This is a genomic window from Rhizobacter sp. P2_G4 (assembly GCF_056403575.1).
On sequence record NZ_JBFUFG010000001.1, the window covers coordinates 557,922 to 579,573 of the forward strand.

The 21,652-nt window shown below is 64.2% G+C and carries 22 protein-coding genes; 5 read left to right on the top strand and 17 right to left on the bottom strand.

Features of this window, described 5'->3' with window-relative positions:
* Positions 1 to 36 precede the first annotated feature (36 nt).
* The 12 genes from AC1DYS_RS02690 to recA form a co-directional block, all read right to left on the bottom strand.
* Positions 37 to 510: a pilin gene (locus AC1DYS_RS02690; RefSeq protein WP_477895791.1), complete on the bottom strand. Its 474-nt coding sequence runs from the start codon at positions 508 to 510 to the stop codon at positions 37 to 39.
* A 126-nt stretch (positions 511 to 636) separates the two neighbouring features.
* Positions 637 to 1,140, bottom strand: a complete 504-nt coding sequence (locus AC1DYS_RS02695; RefSeq protein WP_477895793.1) for a pilin — start codon at positions 1,138 to 1,140, stop codon at positions 637 to 639.
* A gap of 179 nt (positions 1,141 to 1,319) precedes the next feature.
* On the bottom strand, positions 1,320 to 2,096 hold the full coding sequence (locus tag AC1DYS_RS02700) for an MBL fold metallo-hydrolase (protein WP_477895795.1): 777 nt from the start codon (positions 2,094 to 2,096) through the stop codon (positions 1,320 to 1,322).
* Positions 2,097 to 2,275: 179 nt separating this feature from the next.
* Positions 2,276 to 2,956 carry an FHA domain-containing protein gene (locus AC1DYS_RS02705; protein ID WP_477895797.1) on the bottom strand — a complete coding sequence of 227 codons (681 nt, stop codon included), beginning with the start codon at positions 2,954 to 2,956 and terminating at the stop codon, positions 2,276 to 2,278.
* Positions 2,957 to 3,030: 74 nt separating this feature from the next.
* Entirely contained in the window at positions 3,031 to 3,813 is a 783-nt protein-coding gene (locus tag AC1DYS_RS02710; RefSeq protein WP_047486922.1) for a Stp1/IreP family PP2C-type Ser/Thr phosphatase, read from the bottom strand.
* Positions 3,814 to 3,856: 43 nt separating this feature from the next.
* Positions 3,857 to 5,095 carry a serine/threonine-protein kinase gene (locus tag AC1DYS_RS02715; protein WP_477895799.1) on the bottom strand — a complete coding sequence of 413 codons (1,239 nt, stop codon included), beginning with the start codon at positions 5,093 to 5,095 and terminating at the stop codon, positions 3,857 to 3,859.
* A 114-nt stretch (positions 5,096 to 5,209) separates the two neighbouring features.
* The gene (locus AC1DYS_RS02720) at positions 5,210 to 5,908 is read right to left on the bottom strand and encodes a TerC family protein (protein ID WP_477895801.1); all 699 of its coding nucleotides are present in this window, start codon (positions 5,906 to 5,908) and stop codon (positions 5,210 to 5,212) included.
* 137 nt (positions 5,909 to 6,045) lie between these two features.
* Positions 6,046 to 6,939 (bottom strand): succinate--CoA ligase subunit alpha, encoded by an 894-nt coding sequence (gene sucD / locus AC1DYS_RS02725; RefSeq protein ID WP_477895803.1) that lies wholly within the window; start codon positions 6,937 to 6,939, stop codon positions 6,046 to 6,048.
* Between the two features lie 19 nt (positions 6,940 to 6,958).
* The gene (gene sucC / locus AC1DYS_RS02730) at positions 6,959 to 8,119 is read right to left on the bottom strand and encodes an ADP-forming succinate--CoA ligase subunit beta (protein WP_477895805.1); all 1,161 of its coding nucleotides are present in this window, start codon (positions 8,117 to 8,119) and stop codon (positions 6,959 to 6,961) included.
* A complete protein-coding gene (locus AC1DYS_RS02735) occupies positions 8,116 to 8,733 on the bottom strand; it encodes a DUF2889 domain-containing protein (RefSeq protein WP_477895807.1) in 618 nt (205 codons plus the stop codon). Before AC1DYS_RS02735 ends, sucC begins: the two co-directional genes overlap by 4 nt.
* Positions 8,734 to 8,856: 123 nt before the next feature.
* Positions 8,857 to 9,336 carry a recombination regulator RecX gene (recX, locus tag AC1DYS_RS02740; protein ID WP_477895809.1) on the bottom strand — a complete coding sequence of 160 codons (480 nt, stop codon included), beginning with the start codon at positions 9,334 to 9,336 and terminating at the stop codon, positions 8,857 to 8,859.
* An 8-nt stretch (positions 9,337 to 9,344) separates the two neighbouring features.
* Positions 9,345 to 10,436, bottom strand: coding sequence for a recombinase RecA (recA, locus tag AC1DYS_RS02745; protein WP_047486484.1), 1,092 nt, complete (start codon positions 10,434 to 10,436; stop codon positions 9,345 to 9,347).
* Between the two features lie 141 nt (positions 10,437 to 10,577).
* Here recA and AC1DYS_RS02750 point away from each other — a divergent pair, with 141 nt between their 5' ends.
* From AC1DYS_RS02750 to AC1DYS_RS02760, 3 genes are all read left to right on the top strand, one after another.
* Positions 10,578 to 11,066 carry a MarR family transcriptional regulator gene (locus tag AC1DYS_RS02750; protein ID WP_477895812.1) on the top strand — a complete coding sequence of 163 codons (489 nt, stop codon included), beginning with the start codon at positions 10,578 to 10,580 and terminating at the stop codon, positions 11,064 to 11,066.
* A gap of 79 nt (positions 11,067 to 11,145) precedes the next feature.
* Positions 11,146 to 11,817: a response regulator gene (locus AC1DYS_RS02755; RefSeq protein WP_477895814.1), complete on the top strand. Its 672-nt coding sequence runs from the start codon at positions 11,146 to 11,148 to the stop codon at positions 11,815 to 11,817.
* Positions 11,818 to 11,949: 132 nt separating this feature from the next.
* Positions 11,950 to 13,518 (top strand): sensor histidine kinase, encoded by a 1,569-nt coding sequence (locus AC1DYS_RS02760; protein WP_477895816.1) that lies wholly within the window; start codon positions 11,950 to 11,952, stop codon positions 13,516 to 13,518.
* Between the two features lie 175 nt (positions 13,519 to 13,693).
* Here AC1DYS_RS02760 and rodA read toward each other — a convergent pair whose 3' ends face one another.
* From rodA to AC1DYS_RS02785, 5 genes are all read right to left on the bottom strand, one after another.
* The gene (gene rodA, locus AC1DYS_RS02765) at positions 13,694 to 14,848 is read right to left on the bottom strand and encodes a rod shape-determining protein RodA (protein WP_477895818.1); all 1,155 of its coding nucleotides are present in this window, start codon (positions 14,846 to 14,848) and stop codon (positions 13,694 to 13,696) included.
* A gap of 111 nt (positions 14,849 to 14,959) precedes the next feature.
* On the bottom strand, positions 14,960 to 16,978 hold the full coding sequence (gene mrdA / locus AC1DYS_RS02770; RefSeq protein WP_477895820.1) for a penicillin-binding protein 2: 2,019 nt from the start codon (positions 16,976 to 16,978) through the stop codon (positions 14,960 to 14,962).
* Positions 16,979 to 16,991: 13 nt separating this feature from the next.
* Entirely contained in the window at positions 16,992 to 17,510 is a 519-nt protein-coding gene (gene mreD, locus AC1DYS_RS02775) for a rod shape-determining protein MreD (RefSeq protein ID WP_047486492.1), read from the bottom strand.
* Positions 17,511 to 17,538: 28 nt separating this feature from the next.
* Complete coding sequence (gene mreC, locus AC1DYS_RS02780) at positions 17,539 to 18,456, bottom strand: rod shape-determining protein MreC (RefSeq protein WP_477895822.1); 918 nt, start codon at positions 18,454 to 18,456, stop codon at positions 17,539 to 17,541.
* 89 nt (positions 18,457 to 18,545) lie between these two features.
* Positions 18,546 to 19,589, bottom strand: a complete 1,044-nt coding sequence (locus AC1DYS_RS02785) for a rod shape-determining protein (RefSeq protein WP_047486496.1) — start codon at positions 19,587 to 19,589, stop codon at positions 18,546 to 18,548.
* A 279-nt stretch (positions 19,590 to 19,868) separates the two neighbouring features.
* Between AC1DYS_RS02785 and gatC the strand changes: the two genes are divergently transcribed.
* Together gatC and gatA are read left to right on the top strand one after the other, a co-directional pair.
* Complete coding sequence (gatC, locus tag AC1DYS_RS02790) at positions 19,869 to 20,168, top strand: Asp-tRNA(Asn)/Glu-tRNA(Gln) amidotransferase subunit GatC (RefSeq protein ID WP_047486499.1); 300 nt, start codon at positions 19,869 to 19,871, stop codon at positions 20,166 to 20,168.
* Positions 20,165 to 21,652 (top strand): Asp-tRNA(Asn)/Glu-tRNA(Gln) amidotransferase subunit GatA, encoded by a 1,488-nt coding sequence (gene gatA / locus AC1DYS_RS02795; RefSeq protein WP_477895825.1) that lies wholly within the window; start codon positions 20,165 to 20,167, stop codon positions 21,650 to 21,652. The genes gatC and gatA overlap by 4 nt, the downstream gene beginning before the upstream one ends.

Sequence of the window (21,652 nt, forward strand, 5' to 3'; positions counted from 1 at the left end):
CGCCTTCAGAAAGGATTCGAGACCGAGCGTCGGTGACTAGCAGCCTTTGGCCTTGTACTTGGAATCAACTGTGCTGGAGCAAGTCCAGGTGCCGTTTTGATCACGTGACCAAGTCAACGTGCCAACGGTCGGACCGGTAAGCGTCCCAGCGGCACCACTGCCAAAGGTGGAAATAATGGTAGTCGCCGTGGTGTTCGTACCGAAAGTGACCCGCGGGTACCCGGTACCAGTCGGTGCGGCTGTACCCAAACCCTGGGCGGCACCGACGGTGTTGTCAACCAGGCTCGAAGCAGTCGCTTGGAGGTTGCAGTCTGTCTGGGTCGCAGTGGTGTTGGCAGCTGGGATGTTCGAATTCGGGGTTGTGCGACCTTCAAGCAGACAGGACTCAGTGACGGATTTCAGGCTGCTGGCTTCGTACATGACGCGAGAAACCTGAGACTTGGCAACGTAGGTCTGGTACTGCGGGACCGCAATCGCCGCGAGGATGCCGATGATCGCCACGACGATCATCAGTTCGATCAGAGTGAAGCCACGCACTGCTCGCATATGCCACCTGCAGTTATAACGATGAAGGGGTAAAAAAAAGCCCCGCCAATGCGGGGCCTTGTTTGTCAGGTCGATTCCTGACTCCGGGATTTAGCAGCCCTTTGCCTTGTACTTGTCGTTGACCGTGCTGGTGCAGGTCCAAGTGCCATTGATGTCACGGCTCCAGGTCAGCGTACCAACGGTCGGCGTCGTCAGCGTTGCTGCGGCACCGCTGCCAAACGTTGCGACGATGGTGGTGGGCGTACCGAAGGTGACTTGTGGGTAGCCCGTGCCAGCCGCTGCAGCAGTACCAACGCCTTGAGCTGCGCCGACGGCATTGTCGACAAGCGACGAAGCAGTCGCTTGAAGATTGCAGTCTGTGGCGGCCATCGCCGTGGCAGCAGGAACGTTCGAATTCGGAACGGTGCGGCCATCAAGCAAGCAGGTTTCCACCGAGGTCTTCAGATTGCCGACTTCACCCATGACGCGAGAAACTTGCGACTTGGCCACGTAAGTTTGGTACTGCGGCAGCGCGATGGCGGCCAAGATGCCGATGATCGCAACAACGATCATCAGTTCGATCAGGGTGAAACCCTTTTGCATAGAACGCTTCATGTATAGCTCCTGAGAAAGATAAATGGGGGAAGACACGAAGCCTTAGTTGCAGCCCTCGTGCCAAGGCAGATCGCTCAAAAAACCGTGGAATTCGCCCGTTGTTCTGACACAAACGGTCACCGGCAGCAGGAAGTCACGTTGCGCGCTGACACAGGTTGACGGATTTCGTCACCGCCTGATCAAGCCAGTTCCAAGACCTGACCGGCCCGCAATGCGCTCACGCGATGGGGCGTTGCCAATGCGCTCACCTCAGCCATTACAGCATTGACCTCGCCAGGCTTGATATGGGTGATGTGCACGTTGACCTCGCCTGCCAAGTGAGCGAGTTCATGGCCCAGTTTCTGTGGGCACAGGTGCTGACTCAGGCGTGCCAACTCACTCTCTTCATCGCTGAAGGCCGTCTCGATGATGAGGTGAGAAACCGTCATGCTGGACAGGCGCTCCCACAACGCGGGGTTAGGGCCGGTGTCTCCTGTGAAAACCCACCAGCCGTCGCGCCCCTGCAGGCCAAACCCAACGGCGGGCACAGTGTGAGCAGCGCTGAGCACTTCAAAGTTTTTGCCACCCAAGCAGAGCCGGTCACCTACAGCAAAGGGCAACAACTGCAGCACCGGGCTGTCCGCACGAGGCAACCGAGTGAAGTCCGGCCAGATGACGCCGTTGAAGATGTGCTTGCGTAACGCGTCCAGCGTCTCGGGCAAGGCATGCACCTGGATGGGCGGACGGCCTTGTGCAGCGCGTATGCGCATCACGCTGTCGGCCAGCAAACCGATGGCCAGCACGTGATCCAAGTGGGAGTGGCTGACGAGAATGTGATCGATCTGCGCCAGGGCTTCGAGGGGCAGGTCACCCACCCCCGTTCCCGCATCGACCAGCACATCGTGGTCGATCAAAAAGGAAGTGGTTCGGCTGCCTTCGGCGATGGCGCCGGAGCAGCCGAGAACGCGAATTTTCATGGGTCGGGGAGCGGGCTAGGCCACGATTCAGCGCAAACGAGGCGCCGCAACCCAATGCTGAAGGCAGCCGCCCAGCGCCGCAAGGGACCGATGTCGCATTTCGCCGCGAATGCGCAGCTTCACGACGACAGGCGCCACCTCGACGTGAAAAGCATCACGCGGCCTGCAAAGCGGGCTGGTCAGGCTTGGATGAACTGCATCTGTGTGCCGGCGAGTTCGATCACGTCGCCGTTCTTCAGGTGCAAGGTGTCGCCGACCAGCGGGTTGCCGTTGATGGTGGGGCGGCTCGCACCTTCCACGTGGGCAAACACATATCCCCCGGGCCGCTTGGTGATGGAAGCGACTTGCACGCCGGGTTTGCCGACGGTCGTAACAACCTTGGTAAGCGCAACCTCACGGCCTGCAGCAGCCCCATTCAAGACCTTGATCGTGCCCGGTGCCACGGCTTGACCAAGCCCGCCGAAGCCGGAGTTCGGGCCGCCCTGGGCCGACGTGTGTGCGAAGCCATGGCTGTAGCTGGCGGGCGCTGCCGCCCCCTGCTTCATGATCATGGTCTTCTCGTAGTCGGTGCCGTCGTCCACGAGGTACTTGATCTTGTATTTACCGATCTCGACCGTGTCGTTATGGGTCAGCAGCTGCTTCTTAACGGCCTTGCCGTTGATGTAGGTGCCGTTGGTGCTGTTGAGGTCTTCAATGAAGACGTCGGTGCCCACCATCTGCAGCACGGCATGCTCGCCGCTGACTGCGAGGTTGTCGATCACGATGTCGTTGTAAGGCCTGCGGCCGAGGGTCGTCTTGTCCTTGGTGATCTGCACTTCCTTGATCACGACTCCGTCGAGCGATACGACCAGCTTGCCCATGCTTGACCTCAGTCTCTTTCTTGTCACTTGGCCCAGGAGCTGGGCCGTAATGGTGGAGTTGCGGAATCAGTGCCTCAGCGCCTGAATGGCCACCATGAACGAGGCGGGTTGCTTTGCCCCCGCACCCGTACCAACACCACCGCAATATTATCCTTTCCACCCGCGTCATTGGCTGCGTCGATTAATGCAACCCCGCTCTCTTCGAGCGAATCGTGCCCTTGCAATACCTGGGCAATGCTCTCGTCGTCCAGCATGTCGGACAAGCCGTCAGAGCACAACAGGTAGATGTCCCCCGGCATGATGTCGTGCAGGTGTGTTTCGAGCAGCACCGTGTCTTCGACACCTACGGCACGTGTCACCAGATTCTTGTTGGTCGAGAATGCGGCTTGCTCCGGCGTGATGAGGCCGGAGTCGATCTGCTCCTGCAGCAGCGAGTGGTCGTGCGTGATCTGCACCAGGCGCCCGCCGCGGAACCGATAGCCGCGCGAGTCCCCCACATGCCCCATCAGCAGACGGCCATCGCGGAAGGCGCCGACCACCAAGGTGGTGCCCATGCCAGCGTACTGCGGGTTGGAATTGGCAGCGTTGAAGATGGCGCGGTTGGCGTTGTCGACGCAGATGTCCATTGCACGACGCACATCGGTGTCCGACGCACTGCCTGAAGCCTCCTGCAACCAGCGTCCCAGTTCGGTCTTGATGAAGGAGGTCGCCATGCCGCTGGCGACTTCACCGGCGTTGTAGCCGCCCATGCCATCGGCCAGCACCACCAACCCGGCAGCTTCCTGAACAGCGATGGAATCTTCGTTGTTGTTACGAGCGCGACCGGTGTCCGTGGCACTGAAGAACTCTAGCGACATGGCAGTGGCGAGCGCGGGGAGATTCATCGAGCTTTCAAACCCATCAGAAGTCGGAATTGTGCCTTGTATCCGCCCGTTGCAATTTCACAGTTTCGGCGAATCCGCCGGAATCGGGGGGAACGGAGGATGGATCGACGGGCCGTAGCTCTACTCCGGAGGCATGCAGCCGAGCTGCTACCGCGCGCAAATCGGCGGCGAGAAGTTGGCCGCTCGCATAGCGCGCCTCGGGCCGCTTCTCGAGCGTCAGCGCCACGACGCGGGCCAGGCTTTCAGGCAGATCCGGGCGCACGCTGCGGATGTCAGGCGCTGCCTCATTGGCAATCTGATGCATCAGCGTGGCCATCGAATCCGAGCGGTGCGGCAGGCGGCCGGCGAGCAGCTGGAACAACATCACGCCAAGCGAGTAAAGGTCGCTGCGCCCGTCGACTCGGCGGCCCGCCATCTGCTCGGGCGACATGTAGGACGGCGTGCCCAGCACCATGCCCGTCCGCGTGCGGCTCGAATCGGAGACGCGTGCGATGCCGAAGTCGGTGACCTTCACGACGTCGCCCGGCAGATCGACCATCACGTTGGCCGGCTTGATGTCGCGGTGCACCACCCCCTGGCTGTGCGCGTATCCGAGCGCGTCGGCCACCCGCGCCACCACGCCAAGCACGACGGGCACCGGCAGCAGCTTCGGCGCTTGGGTGTAGGCCTGGAGATCGTCGCCCTTCAGGTACTCCATCGCGATGAAGGCCAGCTCCTGGTCCTCGCCTGCATCGAAGATCGTGACGATGTCGGGGTGCTGCAAGCGCCCCGCCGTCTCGGCCTCGCGAAAGAAGCGTTGGCGCGCTTCGACCAGTTCGTCGCCTGCGAACTCGCGGCTCAGAGCCATGGTCTTGATGGCCACCTGCCTACCGATTTTCGAATCGACGCCCAGGTAAACCGCGCCCATCGCACCGCGGCCCAATTCGCGTTCGACACGATAGCGGCCCAGGGTGGGTCGCTCGGGCTGGCCCGGAGCGGCCATGCGGGGAGATTGGGTCGATGCGGGCGCAACCGCTGCGGGCGGGGCGGGCCGCGGCAACTCGGGCCGCCGACCTAAAGACCACCCCAGGTGCCCGAAACCGAGCGCCAGCACCACCGGGAAAATCCAGCCCATCGGTACCGACAGCTGCCACCACAGCAAGAGGCCCACGGCGACCACACTGCTGGCGAGGATCACCGAAGCGGCGACTGCCGCCTCACGGCGCAGTCGGGGCAAGAGCCACACCAATTCGCCAAGCACCAGCAACAGGGCCAAGGCGCCCAGGCCCCAGCCGGTTTCCGACGTTCGGAAGAGGTGCTCTGCGTTGCCCAAGACCTTTGCCTCACCTTGCCGTTTGGAGCCGGCACGGTATCACAGGCAAGGCCGAAATCAGCTGGTTGCCGCGGTGCGCGAGCGCCTCTGCAACCAGATGCCGATGGCCACCACGAGCACGGCGCAAGCTGCGCCGAGGATGAAGTCGGCCTCGGGAATGTTGGCGTGGAACCAGGCGCTGGTGGACGGGTCGCTCACGAACATCTCGCCGGCCAGGAAGCCGAGCAGGGCCGCACCCAGCGTGATGATGATGGGGAAGCGGTCCATGATCTTCATCAGGAGGGTGCTGCCCGCGATGATGAGCGGGATCGACAGGCCGAGGCCGACGATGAGCAGCGGCAACCGGGCGTTCTCGGGCGCACGGTCTGCAGCACCGGCCACCGCAAGCACGTTGTCTACGCTCATCACCAGGTCGGCGACCAGGATCGTGCGAATCGCGGCAAACATCGTGCCGTGCGCCTTGACCTCGCCGTCGTCATCCGAATCCACGAGCAGCTGGACGCCGATCCACAGCAGCAGCACACCGCCAATGATTTTGAGGTAGGGCAGTTGCAGCAGTTGCACCGCCACGACCGTCAACACGACCCGCATCACGATCGCCGCAGCGCTGCCCCAGAAGACGGCCTTCTTTTGCTGCGCAGGCGGCAGCGAGCGAGCCGCCATCGCGATCACCACCGCGTTGTCCCCCGACAGCAGGATGTTGGCAACGATGATGGCGCCGAACGCGCCCCACAAGGCACCTGAGCTGAAGTCCATGCTGGGCTCTCTTCTTCTGGTTGAAAGGATTGCGGATTGTCGGGCCGTTGGGGCTTTGCCCCTTCTGTAGTTTCCACAACCCGCTCCCATAAAAAAGCCGCCCGTAGGCGGCTTCTCGAGCGCAGGCTAACTGCAGATCAGAGCAGGCCCTTGAGCAGCTTGGCCATCTCCGACGGGTTGCGCGTGACGGTGAAGCCACACTCTTCCATCACCGCCAGCTTGGCGTCGGCCGTGTCGGCACCGCCGGAGATCAGCGCGCCGGCATGGCCCATACGCTTGCCCGGAGGGGCCGTCACGCCAGCGATGAAGCCGACGATCGGCTTCTTCATGTTGGCCTTGCACCAGCGAGCCGCGTCGGCCTCGTCCGGGCCGCCGATCTCGCCGATCATGATCACGGCATCGGTTTCCGGGTCGTCATTGAAGAGCTGCATCACGTCGATGTGCTTCAGGCCGTTGATCGGGTCGCCGCCGATGCCGACCGCGCTCGACTGGCCCAGACCGATCTCGGTCAATTGAGCCACCGCTTCATAGGTCAGCGTGCCGGAGCGGCTGACCACGCCGATGCGGCCCTTGCGGTGGATGTGGCCGGGCATGATGCCGATCTTGATTTCGTCCGGCGTGATGAGACCCGGGCAGTTGGGGCCGAGCAGCAGCGTCTTCTTGCCGCCCTTGGCTTCCTTCTGCTTCATCCTGTTGCGCACTTCCAGCATGTCGCGCACGGGGATGCCTTCCGTGATGCAGATGGCCAGATCGAGGTCGGCCTCAACGGCTTCCCAGATGGCAGCCGCAGCGCCTGCCGGCGGCACGTAGATCACGCTGACCGTGGCGCCGGTGTTCTTGGCGGCTTCTTTCACGTTGGCGAAGATCGGGATGCCTTCGAAGTCTTCGCCGGCTTTCTTCGGGTTCACGCCGGCGACGAAGCAGTTCTTGCCGTTCGCGTAGTCGCGGCACATGCGGGTGTGGAACTGGCCCGTCTTGCCGGTGATGCCCTGCGTGATGACCTTGGTGTCTTTGTTGATGAGGATGCTCATGTTCGTGTCCTAGGCAGGTTTACTTCAGGGCGGCCATTACTTTTTGCGCGGCCTCGGCCATCGAGTCGGCGCTGATGATGGGCAGGCCAGATTCCTTCAGCATCTTCTTGCCGAGGTCTTCGTTCGTGCCCTTCATGCGCACGACCAGCGGTACGTTCAGATTCACGGCCTTGCATGCGGCGATCACGCCTTCGGCGATGGTGTCGCAGCGCATGATGCCGCCGAAGATGTTGACCAGGATGGCCTTGACCTTCGGGTTGCCCAGCATGATCTTGAAGGCCTCGGTGACCTTTTCCGCCGTGGCGCCACCGCCCACGTCGAGAAAGTTCGCCGGCTCGCCGCCGAAGAGCTTGATGGTGTCCATGGTCGCCATCGCGAGGCCGGCGCCGTTCACCAGGCAGCCGATGTTGCCGTCTAGCTGGATGTAGGCCAGGTCGAACTTGCTGGCTTCGATCTCGGCCGGGTCTTCTTCATCGAGGTCGCGGTAGGCCACGATCTCGGGGTGGCGGAAGAGCGCGTTGCTGTCGAAGTTGAACTTCGCGTCCAGCGCCTTGATGTTGCCGTTGCCTTCGAGGATCAGCGGGTTGATCTCTGCCAGCGACGAGTCGGTGTCCATGTAGACCTGGTACAGCTTCTTGAACACATCGATGGCCTGGGCCTGGGAGGCCGCCGGCACGCCGATGCCGTTGGCCAGCTCGGTACCTTGCGCGTCGGTCATGCCGGTCAGCGGATCGACGAACACCTTGATGATCTTCTCGGGCGTGTTGTGGGCCACCTCTTCGATGTCCATGCCGCCTTCGCTGCTGGCCATGATCGCGACCTTCTGCGTTGCGCGGTCGGTCACTGCTGCGACGTAATACTCTTTCTTGATGTCGGCGCCTTCTTCGATCAGCAGGCGGCGCACCTTCTGGCCTTCGGGGCCGGTCTGGTGAGTCTTGAGCTGCATGCCGAGGATCTCGCCCGACAGCTTTTTCACTTCATCCAACGAGCGAGCGAGCTTCACGCCGCCACCCTTGCCGCGGCCGCCGGCGTGGATTTGCGCCTTTACCACCCATACAGGGCCGCCGAGTTTTTGTGCGGCTTCGGTGGCTTCCTGCACGCTGAACGCGGGGTAGCCACGGGGTACCGGCACGCCGGCTTGGCGCAGGATTTCCTTGCCTTGGTATTCATGAATTTTCATCGCGGACTCTCTTCACTCAGTTTCTGGGAACGGTTAACGGCGGGCGGTTGGATCTCTTGCGGTGCCGGTTTGTACCAGCGCGGATAGTAGGTGCGAACGGCGTTGCCATCGGTGCGAAGGGCATGGCATCGGTCGAGCTGAAAGGGCTGCTTGGCGTCAAGCCCGTCGTCGCCCCGGGTGTTGATGACGTCGCCGGCAAATGCCTGGACGACCGCCGTCGGCAACACCTGGGTCAGCTCGGTGAGATGTGTACAACCGGCCACCCCGCCCAGGCGCTCGTGCACTGCGCGGCGAAAGCCCTTCATCAGGTTCAGCCCCGCCAGGCCGGCGTAGGCATCGCCGTGGTTGTCGCATTCGCCTGGGTAGGGCATCGCTCGCGTCTGCGAGCCGGCTTCGAGCACATTGAAGGCTTCGTCAATGACGAGGCGCAGCAGCATGTCGTGGATCGGGTCGCCGGCTTTGCGCACGCCGTTGGCCAAGTCCGCATCACGCGTCTTGACATCGGTGATGACCGCATCGACCTCCCACAGCCCATTGCCGCGCGCAAAGATTTGCACATCGATGTGGCGGCTGTGCTTGAGCTGGCGCTCGGGCGCGGCAGAGGGCAGGGCCATCGAAGCTGAGGGTTGATGTAAGGATTGACGCAACCTGAGGCAGAACGCCCCACGGCAAACCCCCGAAATGTAGCATTCTGCAATGCAGCAATTTGGGATGGGCGTGCGCTTGCAGGCTCCCGCTCAGTCGTCGCTTGCTCCTTGCACGACCCGTCGAATCACCTCACTGGAGAAGCCACGCCCAGCCAGAAACCTGACTTGGCGGGCACGTTCGGCGGCGTCTGCCGCCACTTGGCCGAACTTGCGCGACCAGACCTCGCGGGCGCGGGCCGCCTCGCTGTCTTTGAGCTGCTGCGCCGCGTCGGCTGTGAGTGCCACGCCATGCTGGGCCAACTCCCGGCGAATGCGCAGGTTGCCGAAGCGCGACGCCCGGGCGTGAACGCGACTTTCGACGAACCGCTCCTCGCTGAGGTAGCGGTTGGCCTGCAGCCAGTCGAGCACCGCCTCCACCTGTTCGACGGCCGGGGGCGCCGACTCGGACCCGTCTTCCGCTTCCGCCGCGCGGGCGTGAACCATCAGCTTGCGCTGCAGTTCGCTGCGACTGTGCTCGCGCTGGGAAAGGATCTGCAGCCCGCGCCCCTTCAGCGACAGCCGCGGCTTCATGCGCAGACTTACTCCTGCGGCACCGGTTCCTTGGCGGCCTTGCCCTTCTTGGCAGGCGCAGCCTCGACGGCTTCACCCGCCGGCAGCAGCGGGATGCCCATGGCGTCGCGCACCTTGTTCTCGATCTCCACCGACAGCTCGGGGTTCTCTTTCAGGAACTCACGGGCGTTGTCCTTGCCCTGGCCGATCTTTTCGCCCTTGTAGGCAAACCAGGAACCCGACTTCTCCAACACCTTGGCTTCAACGCCCATGTCGATGATCTCGCCTTCGCGGCTGATGCCCTGACCGTAGAGGATGTCGAACTCGGCCGTCTTGAACGGAGGCGACACCTTGTTCTTCACAACCTTGACCTTGGTCTCGTTGCCGATGACTTCTTCGCCCTTCTTGATGGAGCCGATGCGGCGAATGTCGAGCCGCACCGAGGCGTAAAACTTCAGCGCATTGCCGCCGGTGGTGGTTTCGGGCGAACCGAACATCACGCCGATCTTCATGCGGATCTGGTTGATGAAGATGACCATGGTGTTGGTCTTCTTGATGGTGCCGGTGAGCTTGCGCAGCGCCTGGCTCATCAGGCGGGCCTGCAGGCCGGGCAGCGAATCACCCATCTCGCCTTCGATTTCGGCCTTGGGCGTGAGTGCGGCCACCGAGTCGATGACCACCAGATCGACCGAGCCGGAGCGCACCAGCGCGTCGACGATCTCGAGCGCCTGCTCACCGGTGTCCGGCTGGCTGATCAGCAGCTCTTGCAGGTTGACGCCCAGCTTCTGCGCGTAGGCCGTATCGAGCGCGTGCTCGGCATCGATGAAGGCGCAGGTACCGGCCAGCTTCTGCATTTCAGCGATGACCTGCAGCGTGAGCGTGGTCTTGCCCGACGATTCCGGACCGTAGATTTCGATCACCCGACCCCGCGGCAGGCCGCCAACGCCGAGCGCGATGTCCAGGCCCAGCGAACCGGTGGAAACGACCTCGATGTCCTCGATCACCTCACCCTCGCCGAGCTTCATGATCGAGCCCTTGCCGAATTGCTTTTCGATCTGGGCCAGCGCGGCTTGTAAGGCCTTGGCCTTTTCGGTGTTCAGTGCCTTGACGGGTGCGTCCATGAAAATCCCCTTGTGAATCAATGAGTTGAAGATCGATAAGCAGCTGTTTCTAACAACAGGCTGGATGAATGAACAGCATTCTGCGAGCTTGGTGCGGCGAAGTAAACCTGTTTTTTTGTCAGTTTGCCTTACGATCTGACCATGACCCAACCGCCTGCCACCGACGCCTGGCGCCAGACCCATCTCGGGCGCTTGCTCGGCCACGCCGTGCGCCGCTTCGACGAGCGCGTGCTCGCCCTGATGGCGCGCAACGTCGAGGTCCCGCTTGCGTTGTCGAACCTGGCGGCGCGCGAACAGGTGAGCGCCGCCCACATCCACATCACGCGCCACCTCGCGCTGGAAGGTTCGCGCCTCACCGATCTGGCCACCCGCGCTGGCATGAGCAAGCAGGCGATGGGCGATCTCGTGGATCAGTGCGAAGCCTGGGGCTTGGTGATGCGCGTACCGGATGACCGCGATCGGCGAGCGCGCGTGGTGCGCTTCACAACGGTTGGACTGTCGTGGCTGGCGGCGTTCGAGTTGGCCGTCGCCCAGGCCGAGCAGGAGTTTCGCGCGGAGGTCGGCGCCGATGTGGCGACCGTGGTGGCCCTGGGACTTGAAGCGTATGCGGGCGCCTGGTCGGCCGCCTGATCCTCACCGACGGCAATGGCGCTTCAATAGAATCAACTCATCCCGCACGCCGACCAGCGCGGGCAACCAGGAGACAGCCATGCGGATACTGATTGCCGAAGACGATCAGGTCCTGGCCGACGGACTGCTGCGCACACTGCGCAACTCCGGCTATGCCGTGGACGCCGTCGCGAGTGGCACGGAGGCCGATGCGGCCCTCGGCTCGCACGAGTTCGATCTCCTCATCCTCGACCTGGGCCTGCCCAAGCTGCACGGGCTCGAGGTGCTGCGCAAGCTGCGCGCACGTGGCGCCACGGTGCCGGTGCTCATCCTCACCGCGGCCGACAGCGTGGAGCAGCGCGTCAAGGGCCTCGACCTCGGCGCCGACGACTACATGGCCAAACCCTTCTCGCTGCAGGAGCTCGAAGCCCGCGTGCGAGCACTGACCCGGCGTGGCCTGGGCACCGCGTCGAGCATCATCAAGCACGGCCCGCTGACCTTCGATGCCACCGGCCGCGTGGCCTACATCAACGACCAGATGATCGAGCTGTCTGCTCGCGAACTGAGTCTGCTCGAAGCCCTGCTCCAGCGCGCCGGCCGCCTGGTCAGCAAGGATCATCTCGTCGAGCGACTGTGCGAATGGGGTGAAGAAGTCAGCAACAACGCGATCGAGGTCTACATCCACCGCCTGCGCAAGAAGATCGAGCAGGGCCCTGTGCGCATCGCGACGGTCCGCGGTCTAGGCTACTGCCTGGAGAAGATACCTGGGTGATCGATCTCGCACATCGTCGCGCCGATGCATGAGCAAAGCGACATGCTCCATCAAGCCACGACTCACGCACGGGTCTCCCGGGCGTAGGGTCGGCGCCCCTTGGGGGCAGGAGCGAAGCGACTGGGGGGTCCCATGACCCGTCGCGAGCAACGCTCCCTGTTTGGCGAAATCCTGGACTGGATGCTCGCGCCGCTGCTGCTGCTGTGGCCAATGAGCGTGGTGCTCACCTGGCTGGTGGCGCAGGGCATTGCCAACAAGCCCTTCGATCGCCAGCTCGGCGAAATGGCACGCTTGCTATCGCAGCAGGTCAACGTGCAGGCGCAGACAGACGGCACGCCGCGCGCCACGTTCGCACTGACACGCAGCACCGCTGAACTGCTGCGCACCGATGAATCCGACACGCTGTACTACCAGGTGCTGGGGCTGCGCGGCGAGTTTCTGAGCGGCGAGCGCGGCCTGCCTGTCCCCGCGGCCGATGACGGCAGCGGCCAGGCCCAGCTGCGCTTTCGCGACGACGAACTCGGCAGCGAGCCGGTGCGCGTGGCGTACGTGTGGGTCAACGCGCCAGGCGCGTCGGCCAGCAGCCCGCCCGCTCTGGTGCAGGTGGCCGAAACGCTGGGCAAACGCTCACGCTTGGCCACCGAGATCATCAAGGGCGTGATGCTGCCGCAGTTCGTCATCCTGCCGCTGGCGGTGCTGCTGGTGTGGCTGGCACTGGTGCGCGGCATCAAGCCGCTGAATGAATTGCAGCAGCGCATCCGCCGCCGGGAGAGCCACGACCTGAGCCCGATCGATGAGCGTGAAGTGCCCGAAGAAGTCTCGCCGCTGGTGCGCGCCATCAATGACTTGCTGATGCGGCTGGACCGCAGCATCGGCAACCAGAAGCATTTTTTGGCCGACGCCGCCCACCAACTCAAGACGCCGCTGGCCGGCCTGCGCATGCAGGCGGAGCTGGCACAGCGCGAGATCGATGCCGGCCAGCGCGACCCGCAGGCGCTGAAGAAATCGCTGCAGCAGATCGCTCGCGCCAGCCAGCGCGCCACGCGCATGGTGAACCAGTTGCTGTCGATGGCACGCGCCGACGACGCTTCGCAGGCGCAAAACCACCAGGACGTCAACCTGGCCCGCGTCGCCACCGAAGCCGTGCGCGACTTCGTGCCTCGCGCGCTGGAAAAACGCATCGACCTCGGCTACGAAGGCCCGAACACCGGAACGCGCCACCCACAAGGGCTGATGGTGCATGGCCAGCCGGTGCTGCTGCGCGAGCTCGTGCGCAACCTGGTCGACAACGCGCTGCAGTACACACCCGAAGGCGGCACGGTCACCGTGCGCGTGGTCGACGACCCGTTCGGCCAAGTGGTGGTGCTACAGGTGGAAGACTCCGGCCCCGGCATCCCGGCGGCCGAGCGCGACAAGGTCTTCCTGCCGTTCTACCGGGCGTTGGGGACCAACGTCGACGGCTCCGGCCTGGGCTTGGCCATCGTGCGCGAAATTGCGCAACAGCACCGTGCCGAGATCGCCCTCGAAGATGCCAATCTGCGCCTGCGTCCGGGCCAACTCGTCGAGCATGGCGGCGTGGCCTTCGGGCCGGGCGTCCGCTTCACGGTGCGCTTTCCGGCTGCCTTGGCCCAGCTGTCCCCGCCCGCAGCCGCGCCCGATTCCCCGCCTGACCCAGCCTCGGCAGTTCCGACTGCCGACTGACGCTGACGCGACTCAGCGCTTGCGCATCAACTCGAAAACGCGCGCGTCGTCCCATGTTGCGAGCCCGTTCTCGCAAGCGCGCGCAAAGAGCGCCGTGGCCTGCTCACCCACCGGCTCATATGAGCCCCTCGTTCGGCACTCGGACTCGTGGACGTGTATGTGCATGAATCGCGGCTTAGCGCTGCATGTAGCGGCGGCTCTTGGAGATCGACATCAAAATGCCCAGCCCGAGCCCGAGCGTGACCATCGCAGTGCCGCCGTAGCTGATGAACGGCAAGGGCACGCCCACCACCGGCAGGATGCCGCTGACCATGCCCATGTTGACGAAGGCGTAAGTGAAGAAGCTGAGGGTGATGGAGCCGGCCAACAAGCGCGAGAACAGCGTCGGCGCGTCGGCCGCGATCATCAAGCCGCGGAAGATCAGGAAGATGAAGCCGATCATCAGAAGCGCGCAACCCATGAGGCCGAACTCTTCGGAGAAGGCCGCGAAGATGAAGTCGGTCGTGCGCTCGGGGATGAACTCGAGGTGGGTCTGCGTGCCTTTCATGAAGCCCTTGCCCGAGACCCCGCCGGAGCCGATGGCGATCATGCCCTGGATGATGTGGAAGCCCTTGCCCAGCGGGTCGGTGGTTGGGTCGAGCAGGGTGCAGACGCGGTTCTTCTGATAGTCGCGCAACATCGGCCACACCACCTCCGGCTGGCAGATGCGGTCTTCGGTCAGCACGATGGCAGTAATGGCCGCTGCGCCCACCACCAGCACCGGCAGGATCAACTTCCACGACAGGCCCGCGAAGAAGATCACGTACAGGCCAGCCGACAACACGAGGATGGCGGTACCGAGGTCCGGCTGCTTGACGATCAAGCCCACGGGCACGCACAGCAGCAGCAGCGCGCCCAGGAAATCGAGCACGCGAAGCTGCCCTTCGCGGCGTTGGAACCACCAAGCCAGCATCAGCGGCATCGCAATCTTGAGCACCTCACTCGGCTGGATCACCACGCCCACGTTGAGCCAGCGCGTGGCGCCCTTTTTGGTGATGCCGAACAGCGCCACCGCGACCAGCAAGGCCACCCCCAGCGCATACAGGGGCACGGCCAGGCGCATCAGCTTCTGCGGCGGGATCTGCGCCACGACGAACATGATGCCGACCGCCAGGATCATGTTGCGGCCGTGGTCGACGAAGCGCGTGCCGTTGTCGTAGCCGGCCGAGTACATAGTAACCAGCCCCATTCCGCCCAGCATCACCACCACGAGCGCGAGCGGAATGTCGAAGCCGGTGAAGACGGGCTTCAGACGCTGCCAGAACGATGGCTTTTCAAAAACGATGCTCATGGGTTATGACGGCCCCTCGGCCACAGGGTACTGCGGCCGATCCCCCAAGGGAACCGGGCCGGCTTGGGAGCGGCCCGGCGCTCGGCCCGCTCCGCAGCGAAGCCGAATGATTCATGGCACGCGCGCCACCAAGTTCGGCGACGAGGCTGGCGCAGACGCCGCGGCCGCAGCAGCGACGCCGTTGACCGACGCCCCCGGCAGCGGCACCGAAGCGGCCGGGCGAGGCGCACCGATCGGCGCGGTCGACTGGCCGGCACGTGTCGCGGTGATGTCTTCTTCGCTCGGATACATGCCCTGCAGCACGTAGTCGAACACGCGGCGTGCAATGGGTGCGGCGGCGCCGGCACCGAAGCCAGCGTTCTCGACCACCAGCGCCAGCGCGATGCGCGGCTCGTCGAGCGGCGCGAACGCGGTGTACAGCGCGTGGTCGCGATGCCGCTCGTCGATCTTGGCGGCGTCGTACTTTTCGTTCTGCTTGATCTGAATGACCTGGGCCGTGCCGGTCTTGCCGCCGGACTTGTAGGGCGCACTCAGGAACGAGCGCGCCGACGTGCCCTCTTGCGTCACGCCATACAAGGCCTGGTGGATGGTCTCGACGTGTTCGGGCTTCCACGGTAGGGTCTCGAGCGCGTCCCCGGAGAGCTTGCGCTGTGCGCGGGTCTCGACGTTCTCGATCGCCTTCACGAGGTGCGGCCTGAAGCGCTTGCCGCCGGCGGCAATGGTCGCTTCGGCCTGCGCGAGCTGCAGCATCGTGAACGCGTTGTAGCCCTGGCCGATGCCCAGCGAGATGGTTTCGCCGGCATACCACTTCTGCGCCTCGGGCCGCTTGTACGACTTGCGCTTCCACTCGGTCGACGGCAGCGTGCCGCGCAGTTCACCCTGCATGTCGATACCGGTCAACTGCCCGAGACCCAGCGGCGCCATGAAGTCGTGGATGGCATCGACACCCAGGTCGTTCGCGAGGATGTAGTAGTAGGTGTCGCACGACTGCACGATCGACTTGTACATGTCGACGTAGCCATGCCCGCCTTCCTTGTCGTCGCGGAAGCGGTGGTTGCCGAACTGGAAGAAGCCCGGGTCGCTGATCCCCTGCTGCGGTGTGCGTTTGCCGAGCGCCAGTGCGGCCATCGCCATGAAGGGCTTGTAGGTGGAGCCTGGCGGGTAGCTGCCGCGCAGCGCCCGGTTGAGCAGCGGCTTGTCGTCGGACTCGTTGAGCGCCTTCCAGTTCTCCGAATCGATGCCGTCGACGAAGAGGTTGGGGTCGAAATTAGGCTTGCTGACGAAGGCCAGCACCTCGCCGCTGCGCGGGTCGATGGCCACCAGCGCGCCGCGGCGGTCGCCGAACAGCTCTTCGACCAGGGCTTGCAGGCGGATGTCGATCGACAAGATCAGCGTGTTGCCCGGTGTCGCGGGGTTGCTCTTGAGGCGCCGCACCGCACGCCCACCAGCGCTGGTTTCCACTTCTTCGAAACCGGTGGCACCATGCAGGCTCGACTCGTAGCTTTGCTCGACGCCCAGCTTGCCGATGTACTCGGTGCCGCGATAGTTGGCCTCGTCTTCGGAGTCGTCGATCTTCTCTTTCTCGGCCTCGTTGATGCGGCCGATGTAGCCGATCAGGTGGCTGCCCACGTCACCGAGTGGGTAGTTGCGAAACAGCCGCGCCTTGATGTCGACGCCCGGAAAGCGGAAGCGCTGCGCGGTAAAACGCGCCACTTCTTCGTCGGTGAGCTTGGTGCGGATCGGCAGCGACTCGAAGCTCTTGCTTTCTTCCATCAGCCGCTTGAAGCGCTTGCGGTCACGCGGGGTCACGTCGACGATGGATTCGAGCGAGGTGATCGTCGCGTCGAGATCGTCCACCTTCGACGGCATGATCTCCAGCGTGTAGGCCGAGTAGTTGTTGGCCAGCACCACGCCGTTGCGGTCGACGATCAGCCCGCGGTTGGGCACGATGGGAACGACGGCAATGCGGTTGTTCTCGGCCTGCGTCGACAGCTCGTCATGGCGAGACACCTGCAGCACCAGCAACCGCGCGGTCAGCAGGCCGAAAGCGATCAATACAAAGGCCGCAGCAGCGAACAGCCGGGTGCGAAACTTCCCCAGCTCCTGTTCGACGTTGCGCAGCTCGGTCATGTCGGCAACTCTGTCACAGCGGGCGGTTCTTGTCCGCGTCCGGTGGGCGGCGCTGCGGCGCCAGCAACAGCAGCGACACCACCGGCCACAGCAGGCTCTCGATCACCGGCGCGAACATCAGTTGCCAGCTGGGCAGCATGCCACCGACCAGCATGCGGACCACCATCGACACGGCGTGGGCCGCCACGAACAGCGGCAGGATCTGCAGCGCCTGCGACAGCACGCCGAACCACAGCAGGCGGCGGTGAATGGTGATCGCGAAGAAGCTCAGCAACGTGTAGGCCAGCGCGTGCTGCCCGAGCACTGCGCTGTCGTGCACGTCCATCATCAGGCCGAACACGAAGGCGGCGCCCAGCCCGACGCGGCGCGGCTGGTGCACGTTCCAGAACACGAGCACCAACGCCATCAGGTCGGGCAGGTAGGCGGTGCGGCCCAGCGGCACGAGGTTGAAGGCAAAGGCCAGCAGCAGCGTGAACCACATGAACAGCGGGTTCACCGGCAGCAGGAGCTGGTCGGAGCCGCGCGGCATCATGAGGCGAACCCTTCCGAACTATGCTGAATCATTTGCGCCCCGCCTTCTTCACGGGTTTGGTGGGTTCTGGCACCGGGTCGGGCCGCGCCGGCATCTGGATGCCTACCGGCTCGAGCACCAGCACATGGCGCACGCTGTCGGGCTCGGCCAGTGGCGTGAGCGCGATGCGGGCGAAGCCGGTGTCGACGCGGCGGTCCACGCTGGTCACCTTGGCCACCGGCACACCGGCGGGGTAGATGCCGTCGACACCCGAAGTGGATAGCACATCACCGACCTGCACGTCGGCATTGCCGGCCATGAAGCGCAATTCGAGCCCGGCCCCGAGTGAGTTGCCGAAGGCCGCACTGCGTGCCTGAGTGCGGCTGTTGAGCACGGGAATGGCCGCCTCCTTGTCGGTGAGCAGCGTGACCTCGGCGCTGTAGGGAAACACGCGCGTGACTTGCCCCAGCACGCCGACCTCGTTGATCACCGGCGACGAAACGACCAGCCCATCGCGGTTGCCGCGGTCGATGATGACCTTGCGTGAATAGGGATCGGGCGCGTCGTACAAGACCTCAGCGGTCTGCGAGCGCACCTTGAGCGCGCTGCGCAAGTCGAGCAGGGCGCGCAGGCGCGTGTTCTCCTGCAGAAGCTGCTCGACGCGGGCAGCGCGCTCCGCCTGTTGCGCGAGTTCACGGCGGGCCCGGCCCTCGGAGGCCAGGGCGTGCTGCAACCCCATGAGGTAGTCGGACGAGGTGTCCCACACGTCGACCGGTGCGCGCAACACGCGCTCGACCGGGTTCAGCACGGTGGCCACCACGGCGCGGAGCGGTTGTGTCACCTTGAAGCGCGTATCGGCCACCATCATGAACAGCGCCAGCGCCGCGAAGAACATCAGCCGAGTCAGCGCCGACGGGCCCTGTCGGAAGAAGGGCGGCGGACTTCGATCGAGGGTCCCCAGGGGCATGGCCGTTGTGACTCAGGAATTGGCGCTGCGTTTGAAGCGAAAAAGCCGGCCACGTTGGCAACGTGCCGGCTCTGTGATGTGGTTCACATTCACTCGGAGGTAAAGATCGAGCCGAGCCGTTCCATGCGCTCGAGCGCCATGCCGCAACCTCGGACCACGCAGGTCAGAGGATCTTCGGCCACCAGCACCGGCAACCCGGTTTCTTCGGCCAGCAGGCGATCGAGGTCACGCAGCAAGGCGCCACCCCCGGTGAGCATCATGCCGCGCTCGGCGATGTCGGCACCCAGCTCGGGAGGCGTTTGTTCGAGCGCGTTCTTCACGCTGGAGACGATCTGATTGAGCGGGTCGGTCAGCGCTTCCAGAATTTCGTTGCTGCTGATGGTGAAGCTGCGCGGCACGCCTTCGCTCAGGTTGCGGCCCTTCACTTCCATCTCTTTGACCTCGGAGCCCGGGAAGGCAGAGCCGATGTTTTTCTTGATCGCTTCGGCCGTGGGCTCACCGATCAGCATGCCGTAGTTGCGGCGGATGTAGTTGATGATGGCTTCGTCGAACTTGTCGCCGCCGACGCGCACACTGCCTTTGTAAACCATGCCGCCCAGCGAGATCACGCCGACCTCGGTGGTGCCGCCGCCGATGTCAACCACCATCGAGCCGCTGGCCTCGCTGACTGGCAGGCCGGCGCCAATCGCCGCGGCCATCGGTTCCTCGATCAGGTAGACCTCGCTCGCACCGGCACCCAACGCCGATTCGCGGATGGCCCGGCGTTCGACCTGGGTCGAGCCGCAGGGCACGCAGATGATGATGCGCGGGCTCGGGCGGAACATCTTCGAGTCGTGGACCATCTTGATGAACTGCTTGAGCATCTGCTCAGTCACCGTGAAGTCCGCGATCACGCCGTCTTTCATCGGGCGGATGGCTTCGATGTTGCCAGGCACCTTGCCCAGCATGGCCTTGGCCTCGGCACCGACCGCCTGGATGGTTTTCTTGCCGTTGGGGCCGCCTTCGTGGCGGATGGCGACGACCGAGGGTTCGTCGAGCACGATGCCCTTGCCACGCACATAGATCAGCGTGTTGGCGGTGCCCAGGTCGATAGCGAGGTCGGTGGAGAAGTAGCGGCGCAGGGATGCGAACATGTTTTGTTAGGCAGATCGGCGAGCATGCAGGGCGCGTGTGAAAGCGCGGGGCAGGCGGGGCGATGTGATTCCGGTGTGAGTGGCTGGGCTTCTTGCTCGCACGCTCTGTCAAAGTCGAGCGCGTGGGCGCAATGTCGTCCAAGCTGCTTGAAAATTACTGCAAACCCATGGCATACCCTGGGTTTTATGGCCATCAAGAGGCTTGTGGATAACCGGGGATAATACTGCATCACCCTTGGTTTCCGACCCCTCGGACACCCTTCCTGGACTGCATTTCCTATGGCCCTGACACCCCAAGACGTCGGCCGCATCGCCCACCTCGCCCGCCTCGAATTGCAGGCCCCGGAACAGGCGGCCATGCTGCAACAGCTGAACGGCTTTTTCTCCATCGTCGAGCGCATGAGCGCGGTCGACACCAGCGGTGTCGAGCCGCTCTACACACCGCTGTCTGCGGTGCAGAACGTTGAATTGCGCCTGCGCGACGACGTTCCCACCGAGACCAACCAGCGCGAACTCAACCAACGCAGCGCGCCCGCAGTGGAAGACGGCCTGTTCCTCGTTCCCAAGGTCATCGAATGAAGGACCTACAGCAACTGAGCGCGGCCGACATGGGCCGCGCACTGAGCGACAAGGCCGTCTCCAGCGTCGAATTGACGAAACATCTGCTCGCACGCGTTGCCGTTCACGAACATCTCGGCGCGTTCCTCTGCGTCGATGAATCGGCAGCGCTGCAGCAAGCGCAAGCAGCCGATCAACGCCGTGCCGCTGGCGAGCGCGGTGCCCTGCTCGGCGTACCGCTGGCGCACAAGGACATCTTCGTCACCCAGGCCCTGCCCACCACGGCGGGCTCGAAGATGCTGGCCGACTACCGCAGCCCCTTCGACGCCACGGTAGTGAACAAGCTCTCGCAAGCTGGGCTCGTCACGCTTGGCAAGCTCAACTGCGATGAGTTCGCCATGGGGTCGAGCAACGAGAACTCGGCATTCAAGCCCGTGAAGAATCCTTGGGACGCGAGCCGCGTGCCGGGCGGCTCCTCCGGCGGCTCGGCCGCAGCAGTGGCAGCCCGTCTGGTGCCCGCCGCCACTGGCACCGACACCGGTGGCTCGATCCGCCAGCCCGCGAGCTTCACCGGCATCACCGGCATCAAACCCACCTATGGCCGCTGCTCGCGCTACGGCATGATCGCCTTTGCCTCGAGCCTTGACCAGGCCGGCCCGCTCGCTCGAAGCGCTGAAGACTGCGCGCTGCTGCTCAACACGATGAGCGGCTTCGACGAACGCGATGCCACCAGTTCCAACGAGCCCACGCCCGATTTCGCCGCTTCGCTGAACAAGCCGCGCGAGGGCGCCACAGCAGCGCAGCCCTTGAAGGGCTTGCGCATCGGCCTGCCCGGCGAGTTCTTCCCGGCAGCGCTCGCAGCCGACGTGAATGGTGCCGTGCGAGCGGCACTCGCCGAGTTCGAGAAGCTCGGCGCGACACTGGTCGACGTGAGCCTGCCGCGCACCGAGTTGTCGATCCCGGTGTACTACATCATCGCGCCGGCCGAAGCATCGTCGAACCTGTCTCGCTTCGACGGCGTGCGCTTCGGCCATCGCGCCAAGCAGTACACCGACCTGCTCGACATGTACAAGAAGACCCGCGCCGAAGGCTTCGGCCCCGAGGTGAAGCGCCGGATCATGATCGGCACCTACGTGCTCTCGCACGGCTACTACGACGCCTACTACCTGCAGGCGCAGAAGCTGCGCCGCATGATCGCCGACGACTTCCAAGCCTGCTTCACCCAGTGCGACGTGATCGCCGGTCCGGTGGCGCCCACGGTGGCGTGGAAGCTCGGCGACAAGAGCGACGACCCGGTGGCCAACTACCTGGCTGACATCTTCACGCTGCCCGCGAGCCTGGCCGGCCTGCCCGGCATGAGCCTGCCCGCAGGTTTTGGCGAAGCGTCGATGCCCGTGGGCCTGCAGCTCATCGGCAACTATTTCCAGGAAGCGCAGCTGCTGCACGCAGCACACACCTTCCAGCAAGCGACCGACTGGCACGCACGCTCGCCGGTGGGGTTTTGA

Coding starts and splice junctions, on each gene's coding strand:
- AC1DYS_RS02705 (WP_477895797.1), bottom strand. CDS start 2,956: ATGGGCAAGCTGGTCGTATCGCTCGACGGAGTCGTGATCAAGGAAGTG.
- mrdA (WP_477895820.1), bottom strand. CDS start 16,978: ATGACCGAGCTGCGCAACGTCGAACAGGAGCTGGGGAAGTTTCGCACC.
- AC1DYS_RS02760 (WP_477895816.1), top strand. CDS start 11,950: ATGACCCGTCGCGAGCAACGCTCCCTGTTTGGCGAAATCCTGGACTGG.
- rodA (WP_477895818.1), bottom strand. CDS start 14,848: ATGAGCATCGTTTTTGAAAAGCCATCGTTCTGGCAGCGTCTGAAGCCC.
- AC1DYS_RS02785 (WP_047486496.1), bottom strand. CDS start 19,589: ATGTTCGCATCCCTGCGCCGCTACTTCTCCACCGACCTCGCTATCGAC.
- sucC (WP_477895805.1), bottom strand. CDS start 8,119: ATGAAAATTCATGAATACCAAGGCAAGGAAATCCTGCGCCAAGCCGGC.
- recA (WP_047486484.1), bottom strand. CDS start 10,436: ATGGACGCACCCGTCAAGGCACTGAACACCGAAAAGGCCAAGGCCTTA.
- AC1DYS_RS02720 (WP_477895801.1), bottom strand. CDS start 5,908: ATGGACTTCAGCTCAGGTGCCTTGTGGGGCGCGTTCGGCGCCATCATC.
- AC1DYS_RS02735 (WP_477895807.1), bottom strand. CDS start 8,733: ATGGCCCTGCCCTCTGCCGCGCCCGAGCGCCAGCTCAAGCACAGCCGC.
- AC1DYS_RS02755 (WP_477895814.1), top strand. CDS start 11,146: ATGCGGATACTGATTGCCGAAGACGATCAGGTCCTGGCCGACGGACTG.
- AC1DYS_RS02690 (WP_477895791.1), bottom strand. CDS start 510: ATGATCGTCGTGGCGATCATCGGCATCCTCGCGGCGATTGCGGTCCCG.
- AC1DYS_RS02750 (WP_477895812.1), top strand. CDS start 10,578: ATGACCCAACCGCCTGCCACCGACGCCTGGCGCCAGACCCATCTCGGG.
- mreD (WP_047486492.1), bottom strand. CDS start 17,510: ATGATGCCGCGCGGCTCCGACCAGCTCCTGCTGCCGGTGAACCCGCTG.
- AC1DYS_RS02695 (WP_477895793.1), bottom strand. CDS start 1,140: ATGAAGCGTTCTATGCAAAAGGGTTTCACCCTGATCGAACTGATGATC.
- gatA (WP_477895825.1), top strand. CDS start 20,165: ATGAAGGACCTACAGCAACTGAGCGCGGCCGACATGGGCCGCGCACTG.
- AC1DYS_RS02710 (WP_047486922.1), bottom strand. CDS start 3,813: ATGTCGCTAGAGTTCTTCAGTGCCACGGACACCGGTCGCGCTCGTAAC.
- AC1DYS_RS02700 (WP_477895795.1), bottom strand. CDS start 2,096: ATGAAAATTCGCGTTCTCGGCTGCTCCGGCGCCATCGCCGAAGGCAGC.
- mreC (WP_477895822.1), bottom strand. CDS start 18,456: ATGCCCCTGGGGACCCTCGATCGAAGTCCGCCGCCCTTCTTCCGACAG.
- recX (WP_477895809.1), bottom strand. CDS start 9,336: ATGAAGCCGCGGCTGTCGCTGAAGGGGCGCGGGCTGCAGATCCTTTCC.
- sucD (WP_477895803.1), bottom strand. CDS start 6,939: ATGAGCATCCTCATCAACAAAGACACCAAGGTCATCACGCAGGGCATC.
- gatC (WP_047486499.1), top strand. CDS start 19,869: ATGGCCCTGACACCCCAAGACGTCGGCCGCATCGCCCACCTCGCCCGC.